General features: G+C 28.0%; 27 protein-coding genes. 19 read left to right on the top strand and 8 right to left on the bottom strand.

Annotated elements, in window-relative coordinates:
* Positions 1-8: 8 nt before the first annotated feature.
* The 9 genes from ACNI28_RS07650 (at position 9) to ACNI28_RS07610 (ending at position 10,390) form a co-directional block, all read left to right on the top strand.
* Complete coding sequence (locus ACNI28_RS07650) at positions 9-965, top strand: thiamine pyrophosphate-dependent enzyme (RefSeq protein WP_298753618.1); 957 nt, start codon at positions 9-11, stop codon at positions 963-965.
* A 221-nt stretch (positions 966-1,186) separates the two neighbouring features.
* Positions 1,187-2,362: a protein kinase family protein gene (locus tag ACNI28_RS07645; protein ID WP_419763678.1), complete on the top strand. Its 1,176-nt coding sequence runs from the start codon at positions 1,187-1,189 to the stop codon at positions 2,360-2,362.
* 727 nt (positions 2,363-3,089) lie between these two features.
* Complete coding sequence (locus ACNI28_RS07640) at positions 3,090-3,557, top strand: ferritin-like domain-containing protein (RefSeq protein WP_419763677.1); 468 nt, start codon at positions 3,090-3,092, stop codon at positions 3,555-3,557.
* A gap of 258 nt (positions 3,558-3,815) precedes the next feature.
* Positions 3,816-4,787 carry a tripartite tricarboxylate transporter substrate binding protein gene (locus tag ACNI28_RS07635; protein WP_419763676.1) on the top strand — a complete coding sequence of 324 codons (972 nt, stop codon included), beginning with the start codon at positions 3,816-3,818 and terminating at the stop codon, positions 4,785-4,787.
* 41 nt (positions 4,788-4,828) lie between these two features.
* Positions 4,829-5,311, top strand: coding sequence for a tripartite tricarboxylate transporter TctB family protein (locus ACNI28_RS07630; protein ID WP_419763675.1), 483 nt, complete (start codon positions 4,829-4,831; stop codon positions 5,309-5,311).
* Positions 5,311-6,828: a tripartite tricarboxylate transporter permease gene (locus tag ACNI28_RS07625; RefSeq protein WP_419763674.1), complete on the top strand. Its 1,518-nt coding sequence runs from the start codon at positions 5,311-5,313 to the stop codon at positions 6,826-6,828. The genes ACNI28_RS07630 and ACNI28_RS07625 overlap by 1 nt, the downstream gene beginning before the upstream one ends.
* 29 nt (positions 6,829-6,857) lie before the next feature.
* Positions 6,858-7,538, top strand: a complete 681-nt coding sequence (locus ACNI28_RS07620) for a response regulator transcription factor (RefSeq protein WP_419763673.1) — start codon at positions 6,858-6,860, stop codon at positions 7,536-7,538.
* Positions 7,528-9,699: a sensor histidine kinase gene (locus ACNI28_RS07615; RefSeq protein ID WP_419763672.1), complete on the top strand. Its 2,172-nt coding sequence runs from the start codon at positions 7,528-7,530 to the stop codon at positions 9,697-9,699. The genes ACNI28_RS07620 and ACNI28_RS07615 overlap by 11 nt, the downstream gene beginning before the upstream one ends.
* Before the next feature lie 43 nt (positions 9,700-9,742).
* On the top strand, positions 9,743-10,390 hold the full coding sequence (locus ACNI28_RS07610; RefSeq protein WP_419763671.1) for a carbonic anhydrase: 648 nt from the start codon (positions 9,743-9,745) through the stop codon (positions 10,388-10,390).
* Between the two features lie 13 nt (positions 10,391-10,403).
* Here the strand turns inward: ACNI28_RS07610 and sfsA are convergent, their stop codons facing one another.
* Positions 10,404-11,096, bottom strand: a complete 693-nt coding sequence (gene sfsA / locus ACNI28_RS07605) for a DNA/RNA nuclease SfsA (protein WP_419763670.1) — start codon at positions 11,094-11,096, stop codon at positions 10,404-10,406.
* A 73-nt stretch (positions 11,097-11,169) separates the two neighbouring features.
* On the opposite strand from sfsA, the gene ACNI28_RS07600 reads away from it, so the two are divergent.
* The 5 genes from ACNI28_RS07600 to ACNI28_RS07580 are packed head-to-tail and all read left to right on the top strand — an operon-like array spanning position 11,170 to position 14,657.
* Positions 11,170-11,571 carry a bacteriohemerythrin gene (locus ACNI28_RS07600; protein WP_419763669.1) on the top strand — a complete coding sequence of 134 codons (402 nt, stop codon included), beginning with the start codon at positions 11,170-11,172 and terminating at the stop codon, positions 11,569-11,571.
* Position 11,572: 1 nt separating this feature from the next.
* On the top strand, positions 11,573-11,761 hold the full coding sequence (locus ACNI28_RS07595; RefSeq protein ID WP_419763668.1) for a hypothetical protein: 189 nt from the start codon (positions 11,573-11,575) through the stop codon (positions 11,759-11,761).
* Positions 11,762-11,769: 8 nt separating this feature from the next.
* Positions 11,770-12,777, top strand: coding sequence for an ATP-binding protein (locus tag ACNI28_RS07590; RefSeq protein WP_419763667.1), 1,008 nt, complete (start codon positions 11,770-11,772; stop codon positions 12,775-12,777).
* The gene (locus tag ACNI28_RS07585; RefSeq protein ID WP_419763666.1) at positions 12,758-13,984 is read left to right on the top strand and encodes a vWA domain-containing protein; all 1,227 of its coding nucleotides are present in this window, start codon (positions 12,758-12,760) and stop codon (positions 13,982-13,984) included. Before ACNI28_RS07590 ends, ACNI28_RS07585 begins: the two co-directional genes overlap by 20 nt.
* On the top strand, positions 13,956-14,657 hold the full coding sequence (locus tag ACNI28_RS07580; RefSeq protein WP_419763665.1) for a hypothetical protein: 702 nt from the start codon (positions 13,956-13,958) through the stop codon (positions 14,655-14,657). The genes ACNI28_RS07585 and ACNI28_RS07580 overlap by 29 nt, the downstream gene beginning before the upstream one ends.
* A 6-nt stretch (positions 14,658-14,663) precedes the next feature.
* Here the strand turns inward: ACNI28_RS07580 and ACNI28_RS07575 are convergent, their stop codons facing one another.
* From ACNI28_RS07575 to ACNI28_RS07560, 4 genes are read right to left on the bottom strand one after another with little or no spacing between them, the layout of a single operon-like run.
* Positions 14,664-15,257 (bottom strand): ABC-type transport auxiliary lipoprotein family protein, encoded by a 594-nt coding sequence (locus ACNI28_RS07575; protein WP_419763664.1) that lies wholly within the window; start codon positions 15,255-15,257, stop codon positions 14,664-14,666.
* Positions 15,247-16,182 carry an MlaD family protein gene (locus tag ACNI28_RS07570; protein WP_419763663.1) on the bottom strand — a complete coding sequence of 312 codons (936 nt, stop codon included), beginning with the start codon at positions 16,180-16,182 and terminating at the stop codon, positions 15,247-15,249. The genes ACNI28_RS07575 and ACNI28_RS07570 overlap by 11 nt, the downstream gene beginning before the upstream one ends.
* On the bottom strand, positions 16,182-16,916 hold the full coding sequence (locus ACNI28_RS07565; RefSeq protein ID WP_419763662.1) for an ABC transporter ATP-binding protein: 735 nt from the start codon (positions 16,914-16,916) through the stop codon (positions 16,182-16,184). Before ACNI28_RS07565 ends, ACNI28_RS07570 begins: the two co-directional genes overlap by 1 nt.
* Positions 16,916-18,022, bottom strand: coding sequence for an MlaE family ABC transporter permease (locus ACNI28_RS07560; RefSeq protein WP_419763661.1), 1,107 nt, complete (start codon positions 18,020-18,022; stop codon positions 16,916-16,918). Before ACNI28_RS07560 ends, ACNI28_RS07565 begins: the two co-directional genes overlap by 1 nt.
* 141 nt (positions 18,023-18,163) lie before the next feature.
* Here ACNI28_RS07560 and ACNI28_RS07555 point away from each other — a divergent pair, with 141 nt between their 5' ends.
* The 5 genes from ACNI28_RS07555 (at position 18,164) to ACNI28_RS07535 (ending at position 21,422) form a co-directional block, all read left to right on the top strand.
* Positions 18,164-18,727, top strand: a complete 564-nt coding sequence (locus tag ACNI28_RS07555; protein ID WP_419763660.1) for a hypothetical protein — start codon at positions 18,164-18,166, stop codon at positions 18,725-18,727.
* A 9-nt stretch (positions 18,728-18,736) separates the two neighbouring features.
* On the top strand, positions 18,737-19,087 hold the full coding sequence (locus ACNI28_RS07550; RefSeq protein ID WP_419763659.1) for a hypothetical protein: 351 nt from the start codon (positions 18,737-18,739) through the stop codon (positions 19,085-19,087).
* A 72-nt stretch (positions 19,088-19,159) separates the two neighbouring features.
* Positions 19,160-19,675, top strand: a complete 516-nt coding sequence (luxS, locus tag ACNI28_RS07545; RefSeq protein WP_419763658.1) for an S-ribosylhomocysteine lyase — start codon at positions 19,160-19,162, stop codon at positions 19,673-19,675.
* A gap of 43 nt (positions 19,676-19,718) precedes the next feature.
* Positions 19,719-20,450, top strand: a complete 732-nt coding sequence (locus ACNI28_RS07540; protein ID WP_419763657.1) for a tRNA (5-methylaminomethyl-2-thiouridine)(34)-methyltransferase MnmD — start codon at positions 19,719-19,721, stop codon at positions 20,448-20,450.
* A 165-nt stretch (positions 20,451-20,615) separates the two neighbouring features.
* Entirely contained in the window at positions 20,616-21,422 is an 807-nt protein-coding gene (locus ACNI28_RS07535; protein WP_419763656.1) for a hemerythrin domain-containing protein, read from the top strand.
* A gap of 1 nt (position 21,423) precedes the next feature.
* Here ACNI28_RS07535 and ACNI28_RS07530 read toward each other — a convergent pair whose 3' ends face one another.
* The 3 genes from ACNI28_RS07530 to ACNI28_RS07520 form a co-directional block, all read right to left on the bottom strand.
* Positions 21,424-21,903: a hypothetical protein gene (locus tag ACNI28_RS07530; RefSeq protein ID WP_419763655.1), complete on the bottom strand. Its 480-nt coding sequence runs from the start codon at positions 21,901-21,903 to the stop codon at positions 21,424-21,426.
* A gap of 71 nt (positions 21,904-21,974) precedes the next feature.
* Positions 21,975-22,574 carry a LysE family translocator gene (locus ACNI28_RS07525; RefSeq protein WP_419763654.1) on the bottom strand — a complete coding sequence of 200 codons (600 nt, stop codon included), beginning with the start codon at positions 22,572-22,574 and terminating at the stop codon, positions 21,975-21,977.
* Between the two features lie 51 nt (positions 22,575-22,625).
* Entirely contained in the window at positions 22,626-23,435 is an 810-nt protein-coding gene (locus tag ACNI28_RS07520) for an AraC family transcriptional regulator (protein WP_419763653.1), read from the bottom strand.
* Positions 23,436-23,463 lie beyond the last annotated feature (28 nt).

Raw genomic sequence — 23,463 nt, 5'->3', positions numbered from 1 at the left:
GAAAAAATATGAGTAATCAAAAAGTAATCAAAAACTTAAAAACGTTTTCAACTGCGGCTGAAAGATTTGAGGGTTCTCACGTTTTATGTCCAGGTTGTGCACACTCAATTATTGTAAGAGAAGTATTAAATGCAACAAATGACAACTTAGTAGTATCTGCTGCAACTGGATGTTTAGAAGTTTGTACAGCTATTTATCCACATACGTCATGGGATTGTTCTTGGATTCATATTGGCTTTGAAAATGCCTCAACTGCAATTGCTGGTGCTGAGACTATGAACAAAGTGTTAAGAAAAAAAGGAAGAATCGACCCATCAACTCCTGAACCAAAATTTGTGGCATTTGGTGGGGATGGTGCAACTTATGATATTGGTTTTCAATGGATTTCTGGATGTTTTGAAAGAGGTCATGACATGATGTATGTTTGTTTAGACAATGAAGTTTACGCAAATACAGGAGGTCAAAGATCATCTTCAACTCCTATTGGTTCATCTACAACAACAGCACCAGCAGGAAGTGACTCTTATGGAGAAAAAAGAAACAAAAAAGATATGCTTTCAATCATGGCAGCGCATGGTTCTCCATATGTAGCACAAGTGGCACCAAACAAATGGAAAGATATGGTTAAAAAAATCCAAACAGGATTTGCAACAAAAGGACCAGTGTTTATAAACGCGATGAGTGCCTGTACAACAGAGTGGAAGTTCCAACCACATGAAACTATCGAAGCATCTGATTTAGCAGTTGATTCTTTAGTTTTCCCACTATATGAAATCATTGATGGAACAGAGTTAAATATCACATATAGACCAAAAAATATAGTACCTGTAAGAGATTACTTAGGTTTTCAACCAAGATTTAAGCACTTGTTTAAGCCAGAAAATGAGCATATCATTGAAGAATGGCAAAAAAGAGTAGACGAAAAATGGCTATACCTACAAAAAAGAGAAGAAGCCAGAGTTTAGAGGTCAATCTTTTTGCCCTACTCTGCGTCAGAAACACATTTTAAGCACTCACATAGGAGCCTATGCTCCTTTGCTTAAAATGTCCCTCTTCCTTGATTAGAACAAAAATATTAACCTCTAATCAGAATTATAATTTTTTTCACCATAAAAATCTAACTTATTTAAAATATTTTTTGATAAACTAATTAACTAATTCTATTTTCATAAAGGTAAACCTTTAAATGGATAATCATAAATATATAGAAATTTATATAGATAATAAATATTTAGAACTTATTAACGAAGAAATAAAATCAATGATAATTAAATATTTACCATTCTATGATAATATTGAAAATGTAAAAATAAAATATCTGTTTGCATATTTTCATTTTAATTTTAATACATTATTTAATTTTTTAAATCAAAAAATTTACAATTCACATTATAATGCACATGAAAGTAGAGAATTAATAAATTCAATAAATGAAATTAATAATTTGCTCAACGAATTAGAAAACTACAAATATTCTTACACTATGAAAGAATATTATAAAAATACATTAAATACTTGCTCTACATTTCTATCACCAAGTGGAGGAAGTCAAATTCCAGAAGATTTTGAACAAATTAAAATAATTGAATCAAAACCAATTTTTGAATTAACTACGTCAATAAATGTAAATATGAATAATTTTAAATTAAAATTAATAGGAGAAGGCTCTTATGCAAAAGTTTTCAAATATAAAGATAATTTTTATAATAAACATTTTGCATTAAAAAAAGCAAAAACAAATTTAAACTTAAAAGAATTAGAAAGATTTAAATTGGAATATAATTCAATGAAACAAATGAATTCTCCTTATATTCTAGAAGTCTACAATTACGATGAAAATGAAAATTCATACAGTATGGAATATGCTGATATTACACTTCTTGAATACATTAATAAAAATAATACAAAGTTAATAATATCTCAAAGAAAGAATATTATAAATCAAGTTTTTAAAGCTTTTAACTATATTAATGAAGATTTTGGATTGCATCGAGATATTAGTACTACAAATACTCTTTTGAAAATTTATGATAATAATTTAATTGTAGTAAAAATTTCAGATTTTGGACTTATCAAAATAAAAGAAAGTGTCTTAACTAGTGATAACACAGAATATAAAGGTTCTTTAAATGACCCAAAATTAGATATTGTAGGTGGGTTTAAAAACTATAAAATTTTTCATGAAACTTTTGCATTAACAAGATTAATATATTTTATTATGACAGGAAAACTTAGAATTGATAAAATCGATAATTTACATTTTAAAAGCTTTATAGAAAATGGTTTATCGGATAATACAAAATTAAGATATCATTCAATTAAAGACATGCAAAGTAAATTTAATTTAATTAATTTTAAATAGTCACAATTTTAACCGCATGGCACTAAATTCTGCCTTTGATGAAGCCGAGTGTTTGATTTACTCTTTTCGAAACAAGCCCGAAACTGTCTGAGCGTAAGAAGAGTGCTAAATGCACTCTTTAGCGAGTTTTACAGGGCAGAAAAGAGTAAATCAATAAGCGAGGGAAGCTTCGCCTTCATCAACTCGGCAGTTGCTTTCTTTGTTACTTTCTTTTCAACAAAAGAAAGTAAAGAGCGGAAACCTTTAGGTGTTCAAGAGCAAGATTCATATACCAGTTATCCATCCATTAACCATTGATTATTTATCCATTTATCATCACTTGTTATACTTTCTTTACAAGGCGAATACGAACGTCTTTTTTTTCATTTACTCCTAAAAGGAAAGAGGCCCGCGAAGCCTCTTTTTTTTTGCCTGAAAATCTCTCATTTTATATAAATTTATCAATTTTTTATCGGGTTGTCTTTTTGTTAACCTTTGGTTGTTTATTCATTTATCATCAGCTGTTATAATTTTCTTATAAGACGAATACGAACGTCTTCATTTGTTCTCCTAAGAAAGAGGCCCGCGAAGCCTCTTTTTTTTTGCCCTATAAAAGCCTCAAAAGAACCTTTACTCTTAACAAAATAATTAACAATCTAACCAAGAAATCAACTGCAAATTCAATATAAGAATAAATTATAAATGCTTATGTTACTATTTAAGATATATTTATTTATAAGGGGCAAGTATGAATGTGTATGAATATGCGATGAAGGTTGAAAAAGAAGGTGAAGCTTACTATCGAGAGATGGTATCAAAAGCTCAAAATCCAGGTTTAAAAAGAATTTTTACTATGTTGGCAGATGAAGAGGTAAAGCATTACAATATATTTAAAAATATGATGAAAAAAGAGGATATTGATTTAGAAAAATTAGATTTAATTACCGATACTAAAACAATTTTCCAAACACTAACTCAAGAAAAAGACAATATTGATTTAGACAAAGAACAAATCCAATTCTACAAAGATGCAATAGTAAGAGAAGAGAACTCTAAAAACTTTTATGCTCAAAAAGCAGAAGAATTAGAGAGTATTACTGAAAAGTCAATCTTTTTACAAATTGCAGCAGAAGAAGTAAAACATAAAAAGGTTTTAGAAGAGATAGTCTCTTTCTTAGAAGAACCAGCTGACTGGGTTGCAAGTGCCGAGTTTTAAAAAAAGATAGCAATTTTTGCTATCTTTAAAGTAACCTCCATATAAAAATTAAACTATTTTTTTATTTTCTTACATTCTTTTCAATTATCATCATCTAATATATAAAAAGTTCTATTAAGCCTTTTTTAGGATAACAAGCTCATTTTTAAATACCTCTAATAAATAAAACACATAAATTTGTAAAATAAATATTTATTTTACTTTTCTTACATTTTTTTCATTTACTATTAGAATAGTTAAAAAACAAAAGGACAAAAAATGAAATTACAAATCTCAAAAATCTGTAAAAATGTTGCACTTACTGGTTGTTTAATAGCTGGTATGGCTGTAACCTCTGCAGCATCAAGCGTTGAAAAGATTCACTTCTTAATCCCTGGTGGTGCTGGTGGGGGATGGGATGGAACGGCTAGGGGAGTTGGGGAAGCTCTTAAAAAGTCTGGTTTAGTTGAAGAAACTTCTTTTGAAAATATGTCAGGAGGTGGTGGGGGAAAAGCTATTGCTTACATTATTGAAACAGCAAGTAAGCAACAAAATACATTAATGGTTAACTCTACTCCTATTGTGATTAGATCATTACAAGGTGTATTTCCTCAATCATTTAGGGACTTATCTCTTGTATCTGCTGTTGTTGCAGATTATGGAGTTTTAGCTGTTAGTAAAGATTCTAAATATAAAACTTGGGCTGATATAAAAGCTGCTTTTGATAAAAATCCAAGAGATGTAAAAATTGCAGGTGGGAGTTCAAGAGGAAGTATGGACCATCTTGTAGCTGCACAAATTTTCAAAGCTGCTGGTGGAAACCCAACAAATGTAAGATATGTTCCTTATGATGCAGGAGGAAAAGCACTTGCAGGACTCTTAACAGGTGAAGTTGATATTTTATCAACAGGACTTGGAGAAGTTTTAGAAAAACATAAAAAAGGTGAATTAAGAATCATTGGTGTAACATCTGATGAATCAATAGATGGTATTCCTAGTTTCAAGAGTATGGGTGTTGATGCATTTTTTGCAAACTGGAGAGGTTTTTTTGGAGCACCAAACCTACCAGAAGAAAAAATCAATGCTTTCGCAAAAGTTATTGGTGAAATGTATAAAACAAAAGAGTGGGAAACAGTTAGAGTAAGAAATGGGTGGGGTAACTTATATAAACCAACAACTTTCTTCAAAAAATTTCTAGAAAAGCAAGAAACAAGTATCTCAATTTTAATGAAAGAAATGGGATTTCTATAAGATAAATAGGGCTTTTGCTCTATTTATATAAAGGACAATTAATGACAAAAAATACAATAGGTTCAATATTCTTTTTAGCTTTTTCAAGTTTCTATTTTTATTCTGTATTTAGTATAAAAAAAATGCCAATGGCACAGTTTGAAGTTATGACTGCTTCAACATTTCCTTACTATATTGGATTAACAGGAATTATAGTATCAATAATATTATTAATCTTATCACTATTAGAAAAAGAGAGAGATTATCTAACTTTATCATATTTAAAGAATCTAGATTTAAAAACAACATCGTTTTTCATTCTACTTATGATTTTTTATGGTTTCACAATAAGACCTTTAGGTTTTATTATCTCTACAGCAATATTTTTAGCAATAGGATTTATTATATTAAAAGAGAGAAATATAAAAAGAATATTTTTAATATCAGTTGGAGTATCTATAGGATTTTATCTATTACTAAATAATGTTTTAGGGGTATATATAGATGTAGGTGACTTTATCAATAATTTATTAGGAGTTCAATAATGTTAGATGGTATATTACAAGGAGCAGGAACTGCTCTAAGCTCATATAATATCCTAATGGTTGCAATTGGATGTTTTGCAGGTACTTTTATTGGTATGCTACCAGGTCTAGGACCAATATCAGCAATTGCTTTGATGATTCCTATTACTTATGGAATGGATCCTTCCTCTGGATTGATTTTGATTGCAGGGGTTTATTATGGTGCGATATTTGGAGGTTCTACTTCATCTATTTTGATTAATGCTCCAGGAGTTGCAGGAACGGTTGCCTCATCATTTGATGGTTACCCTATGGCAAAAAGTGGTCATGCGGGGAAAGCCTTAGCAATTGCTGCTTATTCTTCATTTTCAGGTGGAACAATTGCAGCTATTTTTTTACTTTTTGCAGCACCTGCTTTAGCATCTGTTAGTTTAAGTTTTCAATCATCTGATTATTTTGCTCTGATGGTTCTAGGACTTACCGCAGTTGCAGCATTTGCTGGAAAAGGAAAGTTTTTAAAAGCCGCTATTATGACTATATTTGGTCTTATGTTGGCAACTGTTGGAAGTGATTCTGACTCTGGTATTGCTAGATTTACATTTGGAAGATTGGACTTGATTGATGGTATTTCATTCTTACTTTTAGCTATGGCAGCCTTTGCTTTATCTGAAGCTTTAATGAATGTTTTAGAAAACCATAAGACTACAAAAGAGGAAGAAGAAGCTCTTAAAAAAGATATTGGAAGTCTAAAACTTTCACGTGAAGAAGTAAAAGAGATGGTTCCTACAATTGGTAGATCTTCTGTCCTTGGTTTCTTTATTGGAGTTCTTCCCGGAGCAGGTGCGACTATTGCTTCATTTTTAGCATATGGGATGGAAAGATCAATTGCAAATATAAAAGATAAACTAAACTTTGGAAAAGGAAGTGTAAAGGGTCTAGCAGCTCCTGAAAGTGCAAATAATGCCGCTTGTTCAGGTTCTTTTGTACCTTTACTTACTTTAGGTATACCAGGAAGTGGTACTACAGCTATTATTTTAGGTGCATTGATTTCTTATGGAATTCAGCCAGGACCTACTATGTATGTGGATAATCCAGAGCTATTTTGGTCAGTTATTATCTCTATGTATATTGGTAACATGGTATTATTGGTTTTAAATTTACCATTGATTCCATATATTGCAAAACTGTTGACATTGCCTAAACAATTGTTGTTGCCATTGATTATATTCTTTTCACTTATTGGTGTTTATTTGGTAACATTTAACAACTTTGATATCTATATGATGACTTTATTTGCTGTTGTTGCACTATTTTTACGAATCGTTGATTTCCCAATGGCTCCTATGATTTTAGGTTTTATTTTGGGAGGAATGATGGAGAGTAATTTAAGAAGAGCATTAACTATTAGTGATGGTTCTTTATCTTTTCTATGGGAGAGACCTATTACTTTATCAATATTAGTTATAACAATAATTTTATTGTTAGTGCCTTTAATTGGTGAATTTTCAGCTAAAATAAAAAAAGCAAAAGAGAGTTAATTTTCTCTTTTGCTTTAAAAAGAGGTAACATGGATGATTTTAAAAAATATACTATTTTATACATTGAAGATGATGAAGGCGTAAGAACAATCAATTCACGCTTTTTAAATCGTATGTTCAATGAACTTTATGAAGCAAAAGATGGAGAAGAGGGATACGAACTTTATACTAAATATCATCCTGATATTATTTTAACAGATATAAAGATGCCAAAAATAGATGGTATATCTTTAGCAAAAAAAATAAGAGAAAAAGACAAGAACACAAAAATTATAATCTCAACAGCCTTTAGTGAAAAAAACTATTTGATGGATGCCATCGAATTAAACTTAGAAAAATATATTATAAAACCTCTTACAAGTAGAAATCTTCTTCCGGCTCTTTCAAAAGCAGTTGAAGCATTAGAAAAAGAAAAAGACTTTAAAATTATTTTGGGTGATGAGTTTTATTTTGACAATAACACCTCTTTATTTTATAACAAAGGTCAAGTTATCAATCTAACAAAAAAAGAACTACTCTTTCTAAAACTTTTAGTTTTAAATAAAGATAGAGTTGTAGCCTATGAAGAGATTGAACAACATGTATGGAATGGAGAATATATGAGTTTAAATTCACTAAGAACTTCATTAGGATTTTTACGAAAAAAGATTCCATTTAATTGTATTAAAAATATTTCAAATATGGGATATAAACTAAATCTTGAAAAATAACTCCAATCAAACCGTAGAACAAGGTATTAAAAAAACCACCCTATTAAGTTCTACAATTATTATCTTGATAGTTGCTACTATTATTGGAATAGTTCTAATAAAAACTGAATATAGTAATTTTAAAACTCACATAAAAAGTTTCAAAAAAACCTTAATAGAAAGAGAGATGTTTTATGTACAAACATCAGTTGAAAATTTGAAAAATGATATAGAATTTGAAAAACTCTCAATACTAAATAGTAAAAAACAAAGAATAAAGAACCAATCTATCATTGCATATAACTTATCCTACTCCTTATATAAAAACTCAGATAAGCTTTCAAAAGACAAACAGATAAACCTTATAAAAAAATCTCTTAAAAAAATAGCTCAAGAGAAAAGTGACATAAACTATTTTATGTTAAAAACAGATGGAACACTACTTTTAAATACAGATAACCCTAGAAATGAAGGAGTCAATTTTTTAGACTTTGAAGATATACATGGTATAAAATTTATAAACAATATGATAAATGCAAATTCAACTACTCAAAACTATCTAGAATACTATTGGTATAAACCAAATAAAAGAATTACTTATACAAGACATCTAAAGGAGCTTGGAATAATAATTGGCTCTGCAAGTTTCTTGGAAAGTAGTAAAGAAGAACTCAAAAATAAACTTTTACAAAAAATTACTCTTCAAAACTTCAACAATGATGAGTTTTTATTTATTTATAAAATAAATAGCTTAAATGATATTACTAAAGAGAGTAAACTTCTAATAGAAAAAAACATCTCTACATCCAAAAAAGAGATAGAAACAGTAAAAAAACTCTTAATAAAAACGAACTACAAAGCAAATGAATCAATTTTTTATGATTATAATCAAAAACTTATTTATGGAACTTTTATAAAAGAGTATAGATATTTTATAGCAGTGGGTGTAAATCTATCAAATATCAATGAGATAGTAAAAAAAGAGACCAAAATCTCTTTAGATAATCTATATAAAAATATTATAAAGCTTATCATCATAATTGCAGTTATGACCATAATATTTTTCTTCTTCTCTTTAATATTTACAAGAAAGATTGAAGAACTTTTTAATCAATATAGAAAAGTAGTAAAACAAAATGAAGAAAAATATGCCTTACTTTTTAATTATAGTAATGATGGATTTATAATTTCTGAAATAAAAGAAGGAATTGCAAGTATATTAAGTCTAAATAGTATGGCACTTAAAATAGTAGGTTACAGCTCAAAAGAGATTTTATATGAGGACTTTTTCAAACTTTTTAAAGATTTGAGATTAGAAGAAATATTGGAGTCAAACTCTTTATTTAAAACAGTTAAACTCTTAACTAAGACAAATCAAATACTAACTATTGAATTAAATGTAATCATTTATTCTTATGAAAATCAAAATTTAATTTTTGCTTCTTTAAGAGATATTACAGAGAGAACACTTCTTAAGGAAGAAAAATCTAAACAACAAAATATATTAATACAAAAATCAAAAATGGCAGCTATGGGTGAAATGATTGGAAATATAGCTCACCAATGGAGACAACCGTTATCCCAAGTTTCAGGACTATTTTTAGATATTGAATCTGCATATGATTATAAAGAGTTAGATAAAAAATATCTTCAAAATAGAGTTAATGAAGCAAATGACTTACTTGAATATATGTCAAAAACTATTGATGACTTTAGAAACTTTTTTAATCCAAACTCTCAAAAAGAACTTTTTTATATAAAAGAGGCAATAAATAATGCAGTTAAAATTGTAAAACCAAACCTTGATTTTAATCATATTGAACTTCTGATTGATATAAAAGAGAACTATAAACTAGATGGGTATAAAAATGAATATTCTCAAGCTATTATGAATATAATATCAAATGCAAAAGATATCTTACTAGAAAAGAATATTAAAAATCCACAAATAAAAATATACATAGAAAAGAGTGATAAGTTATCTTTAAAAATAGAAGATAATGCAGGAGGAATAGACGAAAAGATTACAGATAAAATTTTTGACCCATATTTTACAACAAAGTATGAGTATGGCACTGGAATTGGACTATATATGACAAAAATGATTATTGAAGATAAAATGAATGGAAGTATTAGTGTTAAAAACTCAAATGCTGGTGCAATATTTTCAATTGAAATTTAAATAATTTCATTTTTCTTACATTATTTATTGCTATTATCTAACTATGCATCCAATTAAAAACCTAATACGAGGTAATAAACTATTTCGTAAATATCATTTTGATGAGTTTAAAGATGACCTACAAGAATTAATCATAAATGGACAAAAACCTAAAGTTTTATTTATCAGTTGCTGCGATAGTAGAATTACTACTGACTTTATGATTGGAAGTAAACCAGGTGACTTATTTACACTTAGAAATATAGGTAATTTTGTACCACCATATAGTACAGACGGAGAATTTCATGGTAATGCTTCAGCTATTGAATATGCCATATCTGTATTAAAGGTGTCCAATATAATAGTTTGTGGCCATTCACACTGTGGAGCATGTCAAAGCCTATATGAAGATATCCCAGATACAAATGATTATATAAATATAAGAAAATGGCTTGAATTAGGAGAAGAAGCAAAACAGATAACACTAAAAAACAAACATCTTTATAAAAACAAAGAAGAAATATATAAAGCAACAGAAAAGAATTCCATAATATGTCAATTAAAAAACCTTTTAACATACCCTGCAATTAAAAGAAAGGTTGATACAAAAGAAATTACTATTCATGGATGGTATTATGATTTAATGGATGGTTCAATTGAGTATTATAATGAAAAATCTAATTCATATGAAAATATCAATAACTATTTATAATACTAATTTATTCTTATATGTCTAAGGCTAATTCTTTTTTAATGTATATATCTTCATTTGTAATTTGGGATTGATATACTATTACCTCAACACCTTTTTTCATAGCTTCTTTTAAAGTTTCACTATACTTTTTATCTATCTCATTTGCTATTCTAAAGGGCAGATTATCAGTTCTTTGAATAACATATAGCATTACAGCTCTGTGTCCAAGTTCTACCATAGATACTAGTTCGTCCAAGTGTTTTTTACCTCTGGTGGTAACCGCATCTGGAAAAGCTAAGGTGTTATCTATTTTTAAACTTACACTTTTTACTTCAACATAACATTTCTCATTTTCATTTTCCAATAAAATATCTATTCGTGAATTTACTCCATACTTTTGTTCAGGCTTTAGTGAAGTGTATCCTTGAAGCTCTTTTATAGTTGCATTTTCTATGGCCTCAATTGCAATCTTATTTGCCACACCTGTATTTGTACAAATCAAAATATCATGCATCTTTGTTAATTCTAGTGTGTATTTTAGTTTTCTTTTTGGATTATCATGAAAACTTACCCATACAGGACAATTCTCTTCTATACAAGAGGTCATCGCTCCACTATTTGGCACATGGGCTGTTATCTCTTTCCCGTTTTCTAAAATAATATCAGCCAAAAATCTTTTGTATCTTTTTACTAACTTACCTTTATAGAGTTTGTCAAATTTCATATTTTTCCTTTAGAACTTTTTATCAAAATAACCCTTACAAAAAACTTGGAATAAAACTTGCATATAATTTTTAATGAAAACACTAAAAAAATTCGATGACGAAAAACATTTACTTAACTTTGTTCAAATGGATACTTTACATAAAGAGTTTTTAGATATTTACAATAGTGTAGATATAAACTCAGGGGAGAGTATCCTTGCAAAGTCAAAAGAGCTACTTGAGCATAGTAGAAAACACTTTTTTGAAGAAGAGACTTTGATGGAAAAATATAACTATCCCACAATAAGAGAACATAAAGATGAGCACTATAAAGTACTTGCTGAAATGGAGTATTTTATTAAAAATGCACACTCCCTTTTTGGAAAAAAAATGTTAAAGGCTTATTACCTTGAGAAACTGCCAGAGTGGTTTGATTTACATCTGCTAAGTATGGATAGTGATTTAGTTCACCACTTAAATAATCAGGAGATATAAAATGGGACTTTTTGAAGATGCAATAAAACAAGAAATCATGCAAAATATCTTTGCAGATAGTTTAAAAATGTATGAAACTATTGATAATAAATTTAAGCTAAATGCTCAACAAAAACAAAAAATCTTAGAAAAAATATCTTCATTAAACTCTGATTTAAACACACTAATAAAAGATATAAAACTCTCATAGGAATAAAAATGATAACCCCTGCAATTGGTACCCAAGAACTATACAAACAACTACAAACTCTAATTGATGCAGATATTCCAGTATTTATCCATGGAAGTCCAGGAATAGGAAAGTCATATATTGTAAATGATATAGCCAAACAAAATAATTTGGAGATAATTGATGTACGATTATCTCAACTTGATGCCATAGATTTAAGAGGAATTCCTACCATCTCAAATGAGCAAACAAAGTGGATGCCACCTATATTTTTGCCTTCTGATGAGAACTCTAAGGGAATACTCTTTTTAGATGAGTTAAACTCTGCACCACTTTCTGTTCAAGCTGCCATTTATCAACTAGTTCTTGATAGAAAAATAGGTGAATATTCCATGCCAAAGGGATGGAGAATAGTTTGTGCAGGAAATAAAATAGATGATAAAGGAATCGTTTTTAAACTGCCAAGTCCTTTAATAAATAGAATGGTGCATATTGTACTTGAAGCTAACTATGAGGATTTTAAAATCTGGGCAATCAAAAATGAAATTCACCCTTTTGTCATAGGATTTTTAGGATTTAGACCTGATTTACTTAGTAGTGAAGTTCCCGGTTCAACTGAAACCAATCCTGCTTTTTGTACCCCAAGAGCTTGGGATATGTTATCAAATATCATAAAGAAAAGTAATGATATAAAAACAATCAATCCAATCATATATGGAAGTGTGGGTTATGGTGCAGGTATTGAGTTCATCTCTTTTGTAAAAGTTTATAAAACACTACCAGATATTGATGCAATATTAGCAGGCTCATCTGATATTGTACCAGAAGAACCAAGTGCTTTATATGCCCTATGTGCAGCTATTATTGAAAAATACAAAGAGACAAAACAAGCTACAAATATTTTTGAGTATTGCAATAAACTGCCAGTTGAGTTTAATGTTATGCTAATAAAAGATTTAATCATCAAAGATGAAGATATAGCTGAGCTAGAAGCCTTTGATTCATGGATGGAGAAGTATGGACAATACATCATATGATGAGATTTTTCAAAAGATACGAATAAATTTTTTATTTAATCACCCTTTCTTATCAGTCTTAGCCCTTTCTATTCCTACAGATTATGCTCAAAATGAGTTTAGTGCCTTTCAAACAAATGGTATGAAAATAAAAGTTGACCTTGAAAAACTCTCAAAATATAGTGATGATGAGATAACTTATCTTTATGCTCACACCCTTTTACATATAGTACTCAAACACCCATATAGAAAAAAAACTAGAAAAAAAAGAGTTTGGAACCAAGCTTGTGATTTAGTTATCAATTTGGTTATGTCAAAGTTTTCAAATGTAGGAGAAGTTCCAAATGATGAGATTCTTGATTTAGATTTAGAAAATAAATGTGTGGAAGAAGTATATGAAATCCTATACAAAGAACAAGAAGAAAATAGCGAATCATCTACCCAAGAGAAAAAAGAAGATGAAGAGATAAAAACAAAACCCAATGAAAAAGGAAAATTAAAATCATGCATTTATGATGATTCAAAACTTGATATTGAAGAAGTAAATGATGACAAAACAGATCAAGGGGAGAGGGAGAAACTTGATGGTATCATTATCCAAGCTTTGTCCATCGCTAAAAAAACTTCAAAAGAGTATCTTCGATTGCAAGTAGAGATTGATACCCTAATAAAACCAGAAATTTCCTTGCAAGATAGCCTAAAAGAGTATCTTATCGCTTCATTATTTGAGAAAACAAGTACTTACAATAGACCCAATAGAAGATTTATCCATAGTGGCTTATATCTTCCTGGCAATAAAAAAAGCGATGAACTTATAGAAGTTTATATAGCCCTTGATAGCTCATCAAGTGTTAGTTTAGATGAGTATAAAAAGTTTTTAGGGGTAGTAAAAGATGTTTGTGATGGTTTTTATGAATACAAGGTAAGCGTTTTGCCCTTTGATTTAAAAGTAAAAGAAGAACACATCATACAATTTAATAGTTTTAATCCCCTAAATCAAGATGAACTCTTTATTCCTAAAAGTGATGGAGGTACTGATTTTGATGAAGTACTAAGATTTTTAAAAAAATCAAGTGAAATAAGAAGTGATAATTTACTTATGGTTTTAAGTGATGGAGAGTTTGATATAAGTGAGTCCTTGGTTAGTAATACTATGTTTATAATTAGTGACAAAAAAAATATACAAAAGTTTGAGAGATATGGAAGAGTTATTCAATTTAACCTATAAAGATGAAGTTGAACTTCTAAAAGATGACCCAGATTTTGAGAGCTTAGGAGATGAAAAATATCTATATCATGAAGATATGGAAGCCAGACTTTATTGGGCATTTTGTAGACCAAATGGCTCAAGGGCTGAACAAATTGCCGATAAGCACCCTTTAGTATCTATTATGGCCTTTAACCACTCAAAACTTCCTGCACTAAAAAGATTTGAACTTTTACATAAAGATGTTATAAAAAAAGACAATCTAAGAGTTAAAATAAGAAATAGAGCAATAATGCTTTTTAGAAGTTTAGTTGATGATGATTTTATAGAGCTAAATAAGGTATTAGATTTAGTTCCAGTTTATATTCCTGTTGCCATAGATCAACTAAAAAATGAAAGAAAATGGAATGATATGCTTGCTAGTGAAAAGGAAGTAACAAAATTCTTACAAAAAGCAAAAGAGTTTTTAGATGAAGAACTTCTAAGTGCCTTATATATAAAACTTGCCAACTTTGAAGAACTAGATAGCAGTGAGATTAAAGAGTTACTAGAAAATACTATAAAGATAAAAGTAGAGATAAATGAAATAATTCTAAACTACTACAAAGAGCAAACCTATCATTGGACAAAAGATTCCAAGCTACATATTTTACAAAAAAAAGGTTTAGAAAAACTTGCCAATAAATTGATTTAAAGAAGATTACTCTAGCTCTTTACTAAGTTGAACTAGCAAGTCAGAGCTAAGCTCATCAAAAGCTTTATTTATAGCTATAACAAAGCCATAGGCATTGGTAGTTTCACATAAAACTTTTTTATCATATCTGTAAGTTTTTAGAAGTTTTTTATTTGATACTAAATCAAATCTTATTTTTAAAACTGCATATGAATTAGTATCTTGAACCTCATGATAAAGATTAAGAACATTTGTCTTTAAAGTATAATCATATGCAATATTTGACCTTTTTTGTAAAGCAACTTTGTAAAGATTACTACTTTCTACAGCTTCAACTAAATAGTTGTGAATCATATTACTTGGCAAGTTTATCCATCTATTTTTTGCATACTCTTCAAATAAATGAGGCTTTAGAGTATAAAGAATGGAGTTTGTATTAAAACTTTTATTCATATCAGGAGCTTCTATATATATGGATTCCGAGCTACTTTCAAAAGTATTTATATTTGATTTAAAATCAATAGCATAACGATTTATTTCAAAACTATTTTGTTTAAAACTGCAAGCTGTAAATAACACTCCTATAAGTATAAAAAAAAGAATTTTCATATTAGTTCTCATTTGATTCTCCTGGTCCATATTTAATATCTTTTTGTTTAAAAATAATATCACTTGGACTTTGATTTAAATTATCTATTAATCTTTGACTCTTTTCCATAGTATTTTCTAAACTATCTAAAACAATATTTAACTTTTCAAAACTCTCTTGGGATAACTCTTTCATATCAAAAGAACCAGCTTCAAGATTTTCTAAAAGTTTTTTCGATAGGTTTTGGAACTGGGCTGCTGATGATTTTACTGTAGTTGCTGAACTACTCATTGTTTCGAAAGACTCACTACCTGTTTTTACAAACTTATTCATATTTATAAACAGTTCATCAAAAAGTTTTTGTTTTTCATTTAAGTGTGCAGAGATTTGCTCAATATTAGCCATACTATTTTTTGTATTTATCATCGTTTGAGAAAAGTTTTTTATATTTTCATCATTTAGTACTTTTTTAATTTGTACTAAAACCAGTAATAATTCACTTGTGATACCTGCTGTTGAGTCTTCTAGAGAGGCTAGCATTGAAGTACGAGAAGGAATAATTCTTAGTCCTGACTCATTTGGTTTTAAAAGTTCTGAGCTATTACTTCCTCCTTTTAACTCAATATATTTTAATCCTGTAATTCCAAGGTTTCCCAATACTGCATAAATATCAGCTTTTATTGGTACTCCTTTTTTAATTATAATATCAAGTTGTATCTCTTCTGAATTATCAGGATTTATTTTTATCTCTTCTACACTTCCCACTTCAAATCCCCTGTATTTAACAGTTGAACCAATATTTAATCCAGAAATAGACTCTTTAAAATATATTGCATACTTATCAAACTTTTTATCTTCAAAGCCATATTTGCCAAGCCAAAAAACTACACCTAAAAGAAGTGCAGTTGAAATTACAATAAAAAGTCCTATTTTAAAAAAATTAATTTTGGTATCCATTAGTCACCTTTCCTTCTTAAAAATTCCCTTGTAAATTCATTATTTGACTTAAGTGCTTCTTCTATGTTCCCATCAAATATAATCTCTTTTTTAAGTATTATAAATCTATCTAAAACTCTTTTTATAGTTCCTAAATCGTGAGTTATTATTATGATTGTCATGCCCAAAATATCTTTTAAATACCTTATTAACTCATTTATTTTTTCTGTACTTGATGGATCTAAACCACTTGTTGGTTCATCCAAAAATAAAATTTTAGGTTGCATAGCAATAGCTCTTGCTAGGGCAACTCTTTTTTTCATCCCACCACTAAGTTCTGAAGGATACAACAAGGCACTACTTTTTGGAAGTCCTACTATCTCCAAATTTGTATACGCAATCTTTTCAATTAAATCTTTTGGTAAGTCTGTATACTCATTTAACATCACACTAATATTTTCAATCACATTTAAAAAAGAGTACAAAGCTCCAAATTGGAAAAGATATGCAAACTGCTGTTTTATCATCTGGCTTTCATCTAAACTTATATTTGATATCTCTTTACCAAGAACCTTTATACTTCCCTTTTGAATATTATTTAACATCACTATTTGTTTTACAAGTACAGATTTTCCAGCACCACTTCCACCTATTATGCCAAATATCTCTTTTTCATTTACACTAAAAGAGATATTATCATGCACAACATTATCTCCAAACTGTGTTGATAAACTATCTACTTTAATTATCTCCATTATATTCCAATCTCTGTAAATATCACTGAAAATATTGCATTTAATGCAATTACTACAAATATAGCATTTACAACACTTATAGTAGTGTATCTACCTATACTTGTAGTGTTGTTTTGAACTTGAAAACCTCTATAACAGCCAATAAGTGCAATAGCTATTCCAAAAAATATTGATTTAAAGATTCCTATTAAAAAGTGTTTCAAGGGAATCTCTTGTCCAAGTCTATTAATAAACTCCCAAAAAGAGATATTTAAATCAATATATGAGATAACCATTCCACCAAATATTCCTATAATGTCTGCAAAAAAGACTAAAAGAGGCAAAGATATTACAAGTGCAAAAATACGAGGAAGAGTTAAAAATAGTGTTGGTTCAAAATTCATAGTATGCATGGCATCTATCTCTTCGGTTATTTTCATGGCTCCTATTTCTGCTGTGTATGAACTAGCACTTCTTCCTGCGATTACGATTGCAGTTACAAGTGGAGCTATTTCCCTAAACATAGTTATAGAAATCATCTCAACTATGAAAATATTTGCACCAAACTTTTCTAGCTGAACGGCACCTTGATAAGCAATAACTACCCCAATTAAAAAAGAGGTAATTCCTACAATAAACAAAGCATTTACAGCAGAACTATCTATGTATTTGAACATAGCTTTTAATCTCATTTTTCGTGGATTCATTAAAGAGTAGATAAAAAAGTAAACTACTTGTCCTGCAAACTCTATAAATTTTATACTAGATATAAAAATTTCATAGGCTTTTTTCCCGATATTTTTAATTGTTTGATTTTTTTCTTCATATTTAAAAGTATTGTCTTGATAGTGTTTTTCGTAAAAATTGTAAATCTTTTCATAAGAGTTTAGATTTTTTATGCTTATTTTTTCAAAGGTTTTAAAAAAAGAGATTAAATAAATAATAGAACAAGAATCACACTCTTTTAGCTCTTCAAAGTTTACAATAAGCTCTTGGTCTTTGGATATATCGGCTTTTTGTATTGCTTTTATATCTTTGGAGAGTCTCTCTTTCTTCCAACTATTTATTAATAAAAGTTCAAGAGTATTATTATCTAGCTTATTTATTTTAAAATTATAATCTTCCATAAGAACTACTTATTCCTTTGTAAATACTAGTTAACACTTATTATATTTAAATTTTATATAAAAAAGAAATTATATGCTTACATTTAAATTATTCTCAAAAACTACAATATTATAGTGGTATAAATCTTGCATATAAATATCATGGAAGAAAATTATAAGATAGAGAATTATGAACGTTTTTTAGGTGAGTTTAAAGAGCATGGCTCACATTGGGATAAAATAGAAAAAAGAACAGCAACTCTATTTCAAGTACTTATTGATGGGGACTTAAAAGAGTTGGTTTTTGTTTTAAAATATTATCCTAAATATATCGAAATAGTTTGTGATCATTTTAGATATTTATATAATTATTCAGCTCAAGAAGCTGATATCTTTGCTGCTTCAAAGCTTTTAGAACTTAGTGAAGGTTACCACCAAAAACAGTTTGTAAGAAACTTGGTTAGAAAATTAGAAAAAATAGATGAACTTGATATCTCTTTGTTAAATAAATTTTTAGACAACTTACTAAAAAATCAAACAAAACTACACCCTATAATTTTAAACTTTTACAAAAATGAGATAGAGAGAAATATAGGAAATAACAACTACCATAAACTACAAATAAAAGTAATAGAAAAAAATCTATCAAAACTAATAGTAGATGATAGTTTTGATTTCAGCGCAAATGATAGAGATGCAAATTTAGATATCCCATATATGGATTAAGGAGATAAAATGGATTTACTCAAAAAAGCTTATGATTGGGCATTAACTTACGATTTTACACCAATACAAATAGAATATGCAGGAAAGTTGGCACTTAAAATGCTAGATGACTCATGCCAAATGTCAAGTGAAGAGCGAATGATGTTCTTTTACGTGTATGATGCCATAACAGATAGAGAAAATATTATTTTAGATGATGACATGAATAGACTTGTTTTTCTTGCTCGAGATAGAGCTACAATATACTCTAAACCAGAGTTTGCAAACATTGTTCATGCTTGTAAAGAAGATATCATACCAAATATGCTAAAAGTTCATATGAAAGCTTATAAAAAAATGGTTAGGGAAAATGTTTACTAATTTTAATCTATAATCATCAATTTATTAAACTTAAGTTAAAATCCTCTTTATAACAAAATTGAAGGATATTATATGCCATTATTAGATAGTTTTAAAGTTGATCATACAATTATGCCAGCACCTGCAGTTAGAGTTGCAAAAACAATGAAGTCACCATCTGGTGATATTATTTCTGTATTTGATTTAAGATTTTATGTTCCAAATAAAGATATGATGAGTGAAAAAGGTATTCATACTTTAGAGCACTTATTTGCAGGATTTATTAGAGAACATTTAAATTCAGACACAGTAGAGATTATTGATGTTTCGCCTATGGGTTGTAGAACTGGTTTTTATATGAGTCTTCTTGGAACTCCAAAAGAAGAGACTGTTGCTGCTGCTTGGAAAGTTGCTATGGAAGATGTTTTAAAAGTTGAAAAACAAGAAGATATCCCAGAGTTAAATATTTTTCAATGTGGTACATGTAATATGCACTCATTAGAAGAAGCAAAAGATATAGCACGTGATATTTTATCTCATGAAATCGGTGTGATGTCAAATGAAGAGCTTTTTTTATCTGATGATAAACTAGAATCTTTAGGAAACTAAGAAAGCAAATTTAAGAGATATTTTTATATCTCTTAAAACTTATATGAATACTCCTATTCAAACAATAGATGGCTCAAATACGCTATTTTCTACTAAATATAATCAACACTTTCATGACTTAAAAACAGGTGCCATACAAGAGTCTTTAAATAAGCATGTCATACCTGCACTTACTCTAAAAAAAGATGCAAAAGTGTTAAAGATTTTAGATATTTGTTTTGGTATAGGGTATAACACTTTTTCTACTATTTATTATATTTTAGAAAATAATTTAGATATCTCTTTAGAAATATATTCTCCAGAACTAGATGAAGAGTTAGTAAGAAGCTTGGATAAATTTGATTTTCCAAGAGAGTTTGAAAAAATCAAACATATAATTGACTCTATTGCTAAAACACTCTCTTATGAAGATGAAAAAATAAAAATAAAAGTTTTTATAGGCGATGCAAGAAAATATATTCAAACAATAGAAGAGATAGATATAGTATATCAAGATGCTTTTTCAAGTGATGTAAATAAAGAGTTATGGAGTGTTGAGTATTTTAAGGATATTTATAAACTTTGTAAAAATGATGCCCTTATGACTACTTACTCTATTTCTACAAATGTAAGATTGTCCATGTATGAAGCTGGATTTTTTATATATGAAATAAATCCAAGTGGAAATAGAAAACAAACAATAGCCTTAAAAAGTCAAAAAAATATAAAAGCAAAATATATTGATATGGAACTAAAAAAATCAAGAAACAAAGAGGCACAAGCATTTCATGATTAGATTCTTATTACTTTTTATTCCTTTCATTTTAAGTGCAAACCTTGAATATAAATATTTTAATTATGTAAAATAACTAAATATATCCATAAATAATTACATAAAATTACACAATTTAAAATTTTTCCAATATAATAATATAATATAGGAAGTTATTTAGGATATAAAATGAATATACCAGTAATACAATGGGAAAAATCTTTTGCCATAGGTCATGAAAAAACAGATAGTGAACATAAAAATCTTTTTGATATTGCAGCTAAACTTAACAAATATAAAAATGATTCAAAAAAGATTGTCCAAATTATAAAAGAATTAGCTGATTATACAAATTTTCATTTTACAAATGAAGAAAAATTTATGAAATCAATTAATTATGAATATTTTGATGAACATAGAAAGTTACATAAAGATATTGTAAAAGCTCTTAACAACACAATAAGAGAAATGGTATCTCTTCCTAAAGAGGAGATTGTCTTTAAATTAAATGTTTTAGTAAATAAGAATATAGTCCAACATATTTTAATAGAAGATAAAAAGTTTCACCATACTATAAGAAGTCGAGATGAATTAAAAGATAATTTCATATGGCGTTCTACATATAAGTTAAATGAAGCACAAATAGATGAAGAGCACAAAATTCTTTTTGATATTGCATTAAAGGCTTTGGATTACAATAATACAAATATTTCTTCCCACCTAAAAATAACAATCAAAGAATTATATGAATATATGAAAACACATTTTGAACATGAAGAAGAATTTATGGAAAAGATTAAATATCCAAATCTTGAAGAACATAAACAATGCCATCAAAATATATTTAAAGAGTTACACCTATTTTTAAAAGAGTTACCAAATTTAGAAGTTGTAGATTTTGAAAAAAAGTTGATTCAATTTATTGATATTTCATTAATTTGTCATATTTTATATGAAGATAAAAAAATCATAAATTTCAAAAAAAGTACTAAATAGTTTAGTTTTGAACTAAATTATCTAGTATATATCTTTCTAAATCTTTTTTAGGAATTTCCTCTTTCATAGCCTTATGAAAGATTTCTTCTATTTTATATCTATATTCATCATATGGAAAATATGGAAAATGTATGATCCATGCTTTTCGTATAACTTTATTTGCCATTTTATCTTTTATCCAAATTCTAAAAAAATTAAACCAGATAAAAATAATAGCAGTAAAAACAATAGAAACTACAATAGAAGCATGAGCATCAATTTTAGCAAAAAGGGCATGTGCTACCAGTGCTAAAGGAACTACAAAAATTGAAACAAGCATAATATATACGATATAAGCCTTTCCAATACTAAGTCTAAATCCTAGTTTTGCAGCATCTACATGCATTTTTTCATTGTGTTGAACATTTGCTACTAATAAATCTTTTAATAAAACCGGTTGCTTAGATACACTAAAACAAAAATTTAAAATTTTTTCTAACAAGTTCTTTCCTAATCATTAAGTATTGTGTTGATTTTATCTAAAATTTACTAATACATATTTAAATTACTTGCTTACGAAAAAAGATTTACAAAAATCATTGCAATAGCACAAAAAATAAGAACAAGTCCCATAATCATATTAAATACTCGCAACTTTAAATTTGTATCAAAAAACCTAGTGACTTTACTTCCTAAAATTCCCCAAAAAGACAAAGATAAATAACAAACAATAAAATAAATTATAACAAAAATAGTAAATAACTCTGTAGATGAATACATAGAAACAACAGAAATACAAGCTATCCATGCCTTTGGATTTAGCCATTGAAGTAAAAAACCTTGATAAAATTTTAGATTTACTTTTTCATTTTTGTCTATTGATAAACTTGGCTTTGCACTTAAAATCTTAATGCCTAAATATATAATAAATAAAAATCCAAATACTTCCACATATAATAAAATATCCGGATATAAATTTATTATTTTATATAATCCAAGCCCAATACACAACAATAAAAGAATAAATCCAATAGTAGCCCCTGATATAAAGCTAAAAGTTTTTGCAAATCCATTATTTATACTTGAGGTTATTATCATCATATTTACAGGACCTGGAGAAATAGACATCACCAAAGCAAAAGATAACATTGTTAAAAAAATTGTAAAAGTCATATATTTTCCTAAATTAAATTTAGAAAAAGTATATATACTTTTTAAAATAATTTATTGTACAAAATTGAGTCTGTACTCTTTAGGAGTTATAGCAACTATTTTTGTGAAGTTCTTATGGAAGTGACTTTGGTCAAAAAATCCACACTCTAAAGCAGTATCAACTATAGAGTAACTATTTTGCAATAGCTCTTTTGCTTTGTTTATTTTTAGATTTAACATAAAAGCATGTGGAGTTAGGTTTATCTTTGATTTAAAAAGTCTAATTATATAAAAAGGATTTAGATTAAAAAGTTTTGATAACTCTTCAATGGAAATATTCTCTTTATAATTATTTTCCAAATAAAAGATAATCTCATCAAACTCTTTACTTGTATTTGATACTTTACTTTTATCTAAATAAAGAGAAAAAAACTTTACAAAAAAATCAATTACCATATCCTCTTTATCCAAAATATAATTATCAGAAAAAAGAAATTTACATAAATCTAAATACTCAGTATAAAAGACTTTGTCTTCTAAAATATCAACAGGAATATTTACAAAATCATTAACACTCTCATCAATACTTTTTTGTATATCCTTACACCAAGAAATATCTAAGTAGAGCATATAATATATATTCAACACCTCAGTACATGAATTACACGAATGAACAGCATATGGATTTACAATACTAAGCATATTTTTATCCAAGGTATACGATTTGTCATTATTAGTATAAATACTAGCACCTTGTTCATTTATACCAAGAGAAAATGTATCATGAAAATGTTTTTTATAATGTTTGTTTGAGTTGGAATATCTAAGTAGCAAATATGGAAGTTGTTCATCTGTAAATATTTTAGTAAATGTTTCTTTCATAGTTTGAGAATTCTATCTAAAAATTGTT

The sequence above is a fragment of the Arcobacter denitrificans (SeqCode) genome (genome assembly GCF_048571185.1).
GTDB classification, from domain to species: Bacteria; Campylobacterota; Campylobacteria; order Campylobacterales; family Arcobacteraceae; genus Arcobacter; species Arcobacter denitrificans.
The sequence above is the reverse complement of the archived record's forward strand: the minus strand, read 5'-3'. Positions and strand labels throughout refer to the sequence as shown.

What these genes read in the sequence shown, in the direction of transcription:
- ACNI28_RS07635 (WP_419763676.1), top strand. Translation starts at nt 3,816, where the DNA reads ATGAAATTACAAATCTCAAAAATCTGTAAAAATGTTGCACTTACTGGT.
- sfsA (WP_419763670.1), bottom strand. Translation starts at nt 11,096, where the DNA reads ATGAAATTTGACAAACTCTATAAAGGTAAGTTAGTAAAAAGATACAAA.
- ACNI28_RS07610 (WP_419763671.1), top strand. Translation starts at nt 9,743, where the DNA reads ATGCATCCAATTAAAAACCTAATACGAGGTAATAAACTATTTCGTAAA.
- ACNI28_RS07640 (WP_419763677.1), top strand. Translation starts at nt 3,090, where the DNA reads ATGAATGTGTATGAATATGCGATGAAGGTTGAAAAAGAAGGTGAAGCT.
- ACNI28_RS07585 (WP_419763666.1), top strand. Translation starts at nt 12,758, where the DNA reads ATGGACAATACATCATATGATGAGATTTTTCAAAAGATACGAATAAAT.
- ACNI28_RS07620 (WP_419763673.1), top strand. Translation starts at nt 6,858, where the DNA reads ATGGATGATTTTAAAAAATATACTATTTTATACATTGAAGATGATGAA.
- ACNI28_RS07630 (WP_419763675.1), top strand. Translation starts at nt 4,829, where the DNA reads ATGACAAAAAATACAATAGGTTCAATATTCTTTTTAGCTTTTTCAAGT.
- ACNI28_RS07650 (WP_298753618.1), top strand. Translation starts at nt 9, where the DNA reads ATGAGTAATCAAAAAGTAATCAAAAACTTAAAAACGTTTTCAACTGCG.
- ACNI28_RS07600 (WP_419763669.1), top strand. Translation starts at nt 11,170, where the DNA reads ATGAAAACACTAAAAAAATTCGATGACGAAAAACATTTACTTAACTTT.
- ACNI28_RS07570 (WP_419763663.1), bottom strand. Translation starts at nt 16,182, where the DNA reads ATGGATACCAAAATTAATTTTTTTAAAATAGGACTTTTTATTGTAATT.
- ACNI28_RS07580 (WP_419763665.1), top strand. Translation starts at nt 13,956, where the DNA reads ATGGAAGAGTTATTCAATTTAACCTATAAAGATGAAGTTGAACTTCTA.
- ACNI28_RS07560 (WP_419763661.1), bottom strand. Translation starts at nt 18,022, where the DNA reads ATGGAAGATTATAATTTTAAAATAAATAAGCTAGATAATAATACTCTT.
- ACNI28_RS07565 (WP_419763662.1), bottom strand. Translation starts at nt 16,916, where the DNA reads ATGGAGATAATTAAAGTAGATAGTTTATCAACACAGTTTGGAGATAAT.
- ACNI28_RS07555 (WP_419763660.1), top strand. Translation starts at nt 18,164, where the DNA reads ATGGAAGAAAATTATAAGATAGAGAATTATGAACGTTTTTTAGGTGAG.
- ACNI28_RS07540 (WP_419763657.1), top strand. Translation starts at nt 19,719, where the DNA reads ATGAATACTCCTATTCAAACAATAGATGGCTCAAATACGCTATTTTCT.
- ACNI28_RS07525 (WP_419763654.1), bottom strand. Translation starts at nt 22,574, where the DNA reads ATGACTTTTACAATTTTTTTAACAATGTTATCTTTTGCTTTGGTGATG.
- ACNI28_RS07520 (WP_419763653.1), bottom strand. Translation starts at nt 23,435, where the DNA reads ATGAAAGAAACATTTACTAAAATATTTACAGATGAACAACTTCCATAT.
- luxS (WP_419763658.1), top strand. Translation starts at nt 19,160, where the DNA reads ATGCCATTATTAGATAGTTTTAAAGTTGATCATACAATTATGCCAGCA.
- ACNI28_RS07590 (WP_419763667.1), top strand. Translation starts at nt 11,770, where the DNA reads ATGATAACCCCTGCAATTGGTACCCAAGAACTATACAAACAACTACAA.
- ACNI28_RS07575 (WP_419763664.1), bottom strand. Translation starts at nt 15,257, where the DNA reads ATGAGAACTAATATGAAAATTCTTTTTTTTATACTTATAGGAGTGTTA.
- ACNI28_RS07535 (WP_419763656.1), top strand. Translation starts at nt 20,616, where the DNA reads ATGAATATACCAGTAATACAATGGGAAAAATCTTTTGCCATAGGTCAT.
- ACNI28_RS07550 (WP_419763659.1), top strand. Translation starts at nt 18,737, where the DNA reads ATGGATTTACTCAAAAAAGCTTATGATTGGGCATTAACTTACGATTTT.
- ACNI28_RS07645 (WP_419763678.1), top strand. Translation starts at nt 1,187, where the DNA reads ATGGATAATCATAAATATATAGAAATTTATATAGATAATAAATATTTA.
- ACNI28_RS07625 (WP_419763674.1), top strand. Translation starts at nt 5,311, where the DNA reads ATGTTAGATGGTATATTACAAGGAGCAGGAACTGCTCTAAGCTCATAT.
- ACNI28_RS07595 (WP_419763668.1), top strand. Translation starts at nt 11,573, where the DNA reads ATGGGACTTTTTGAAGATGCAATAAAACAAGAAATCATGCAAAATATC.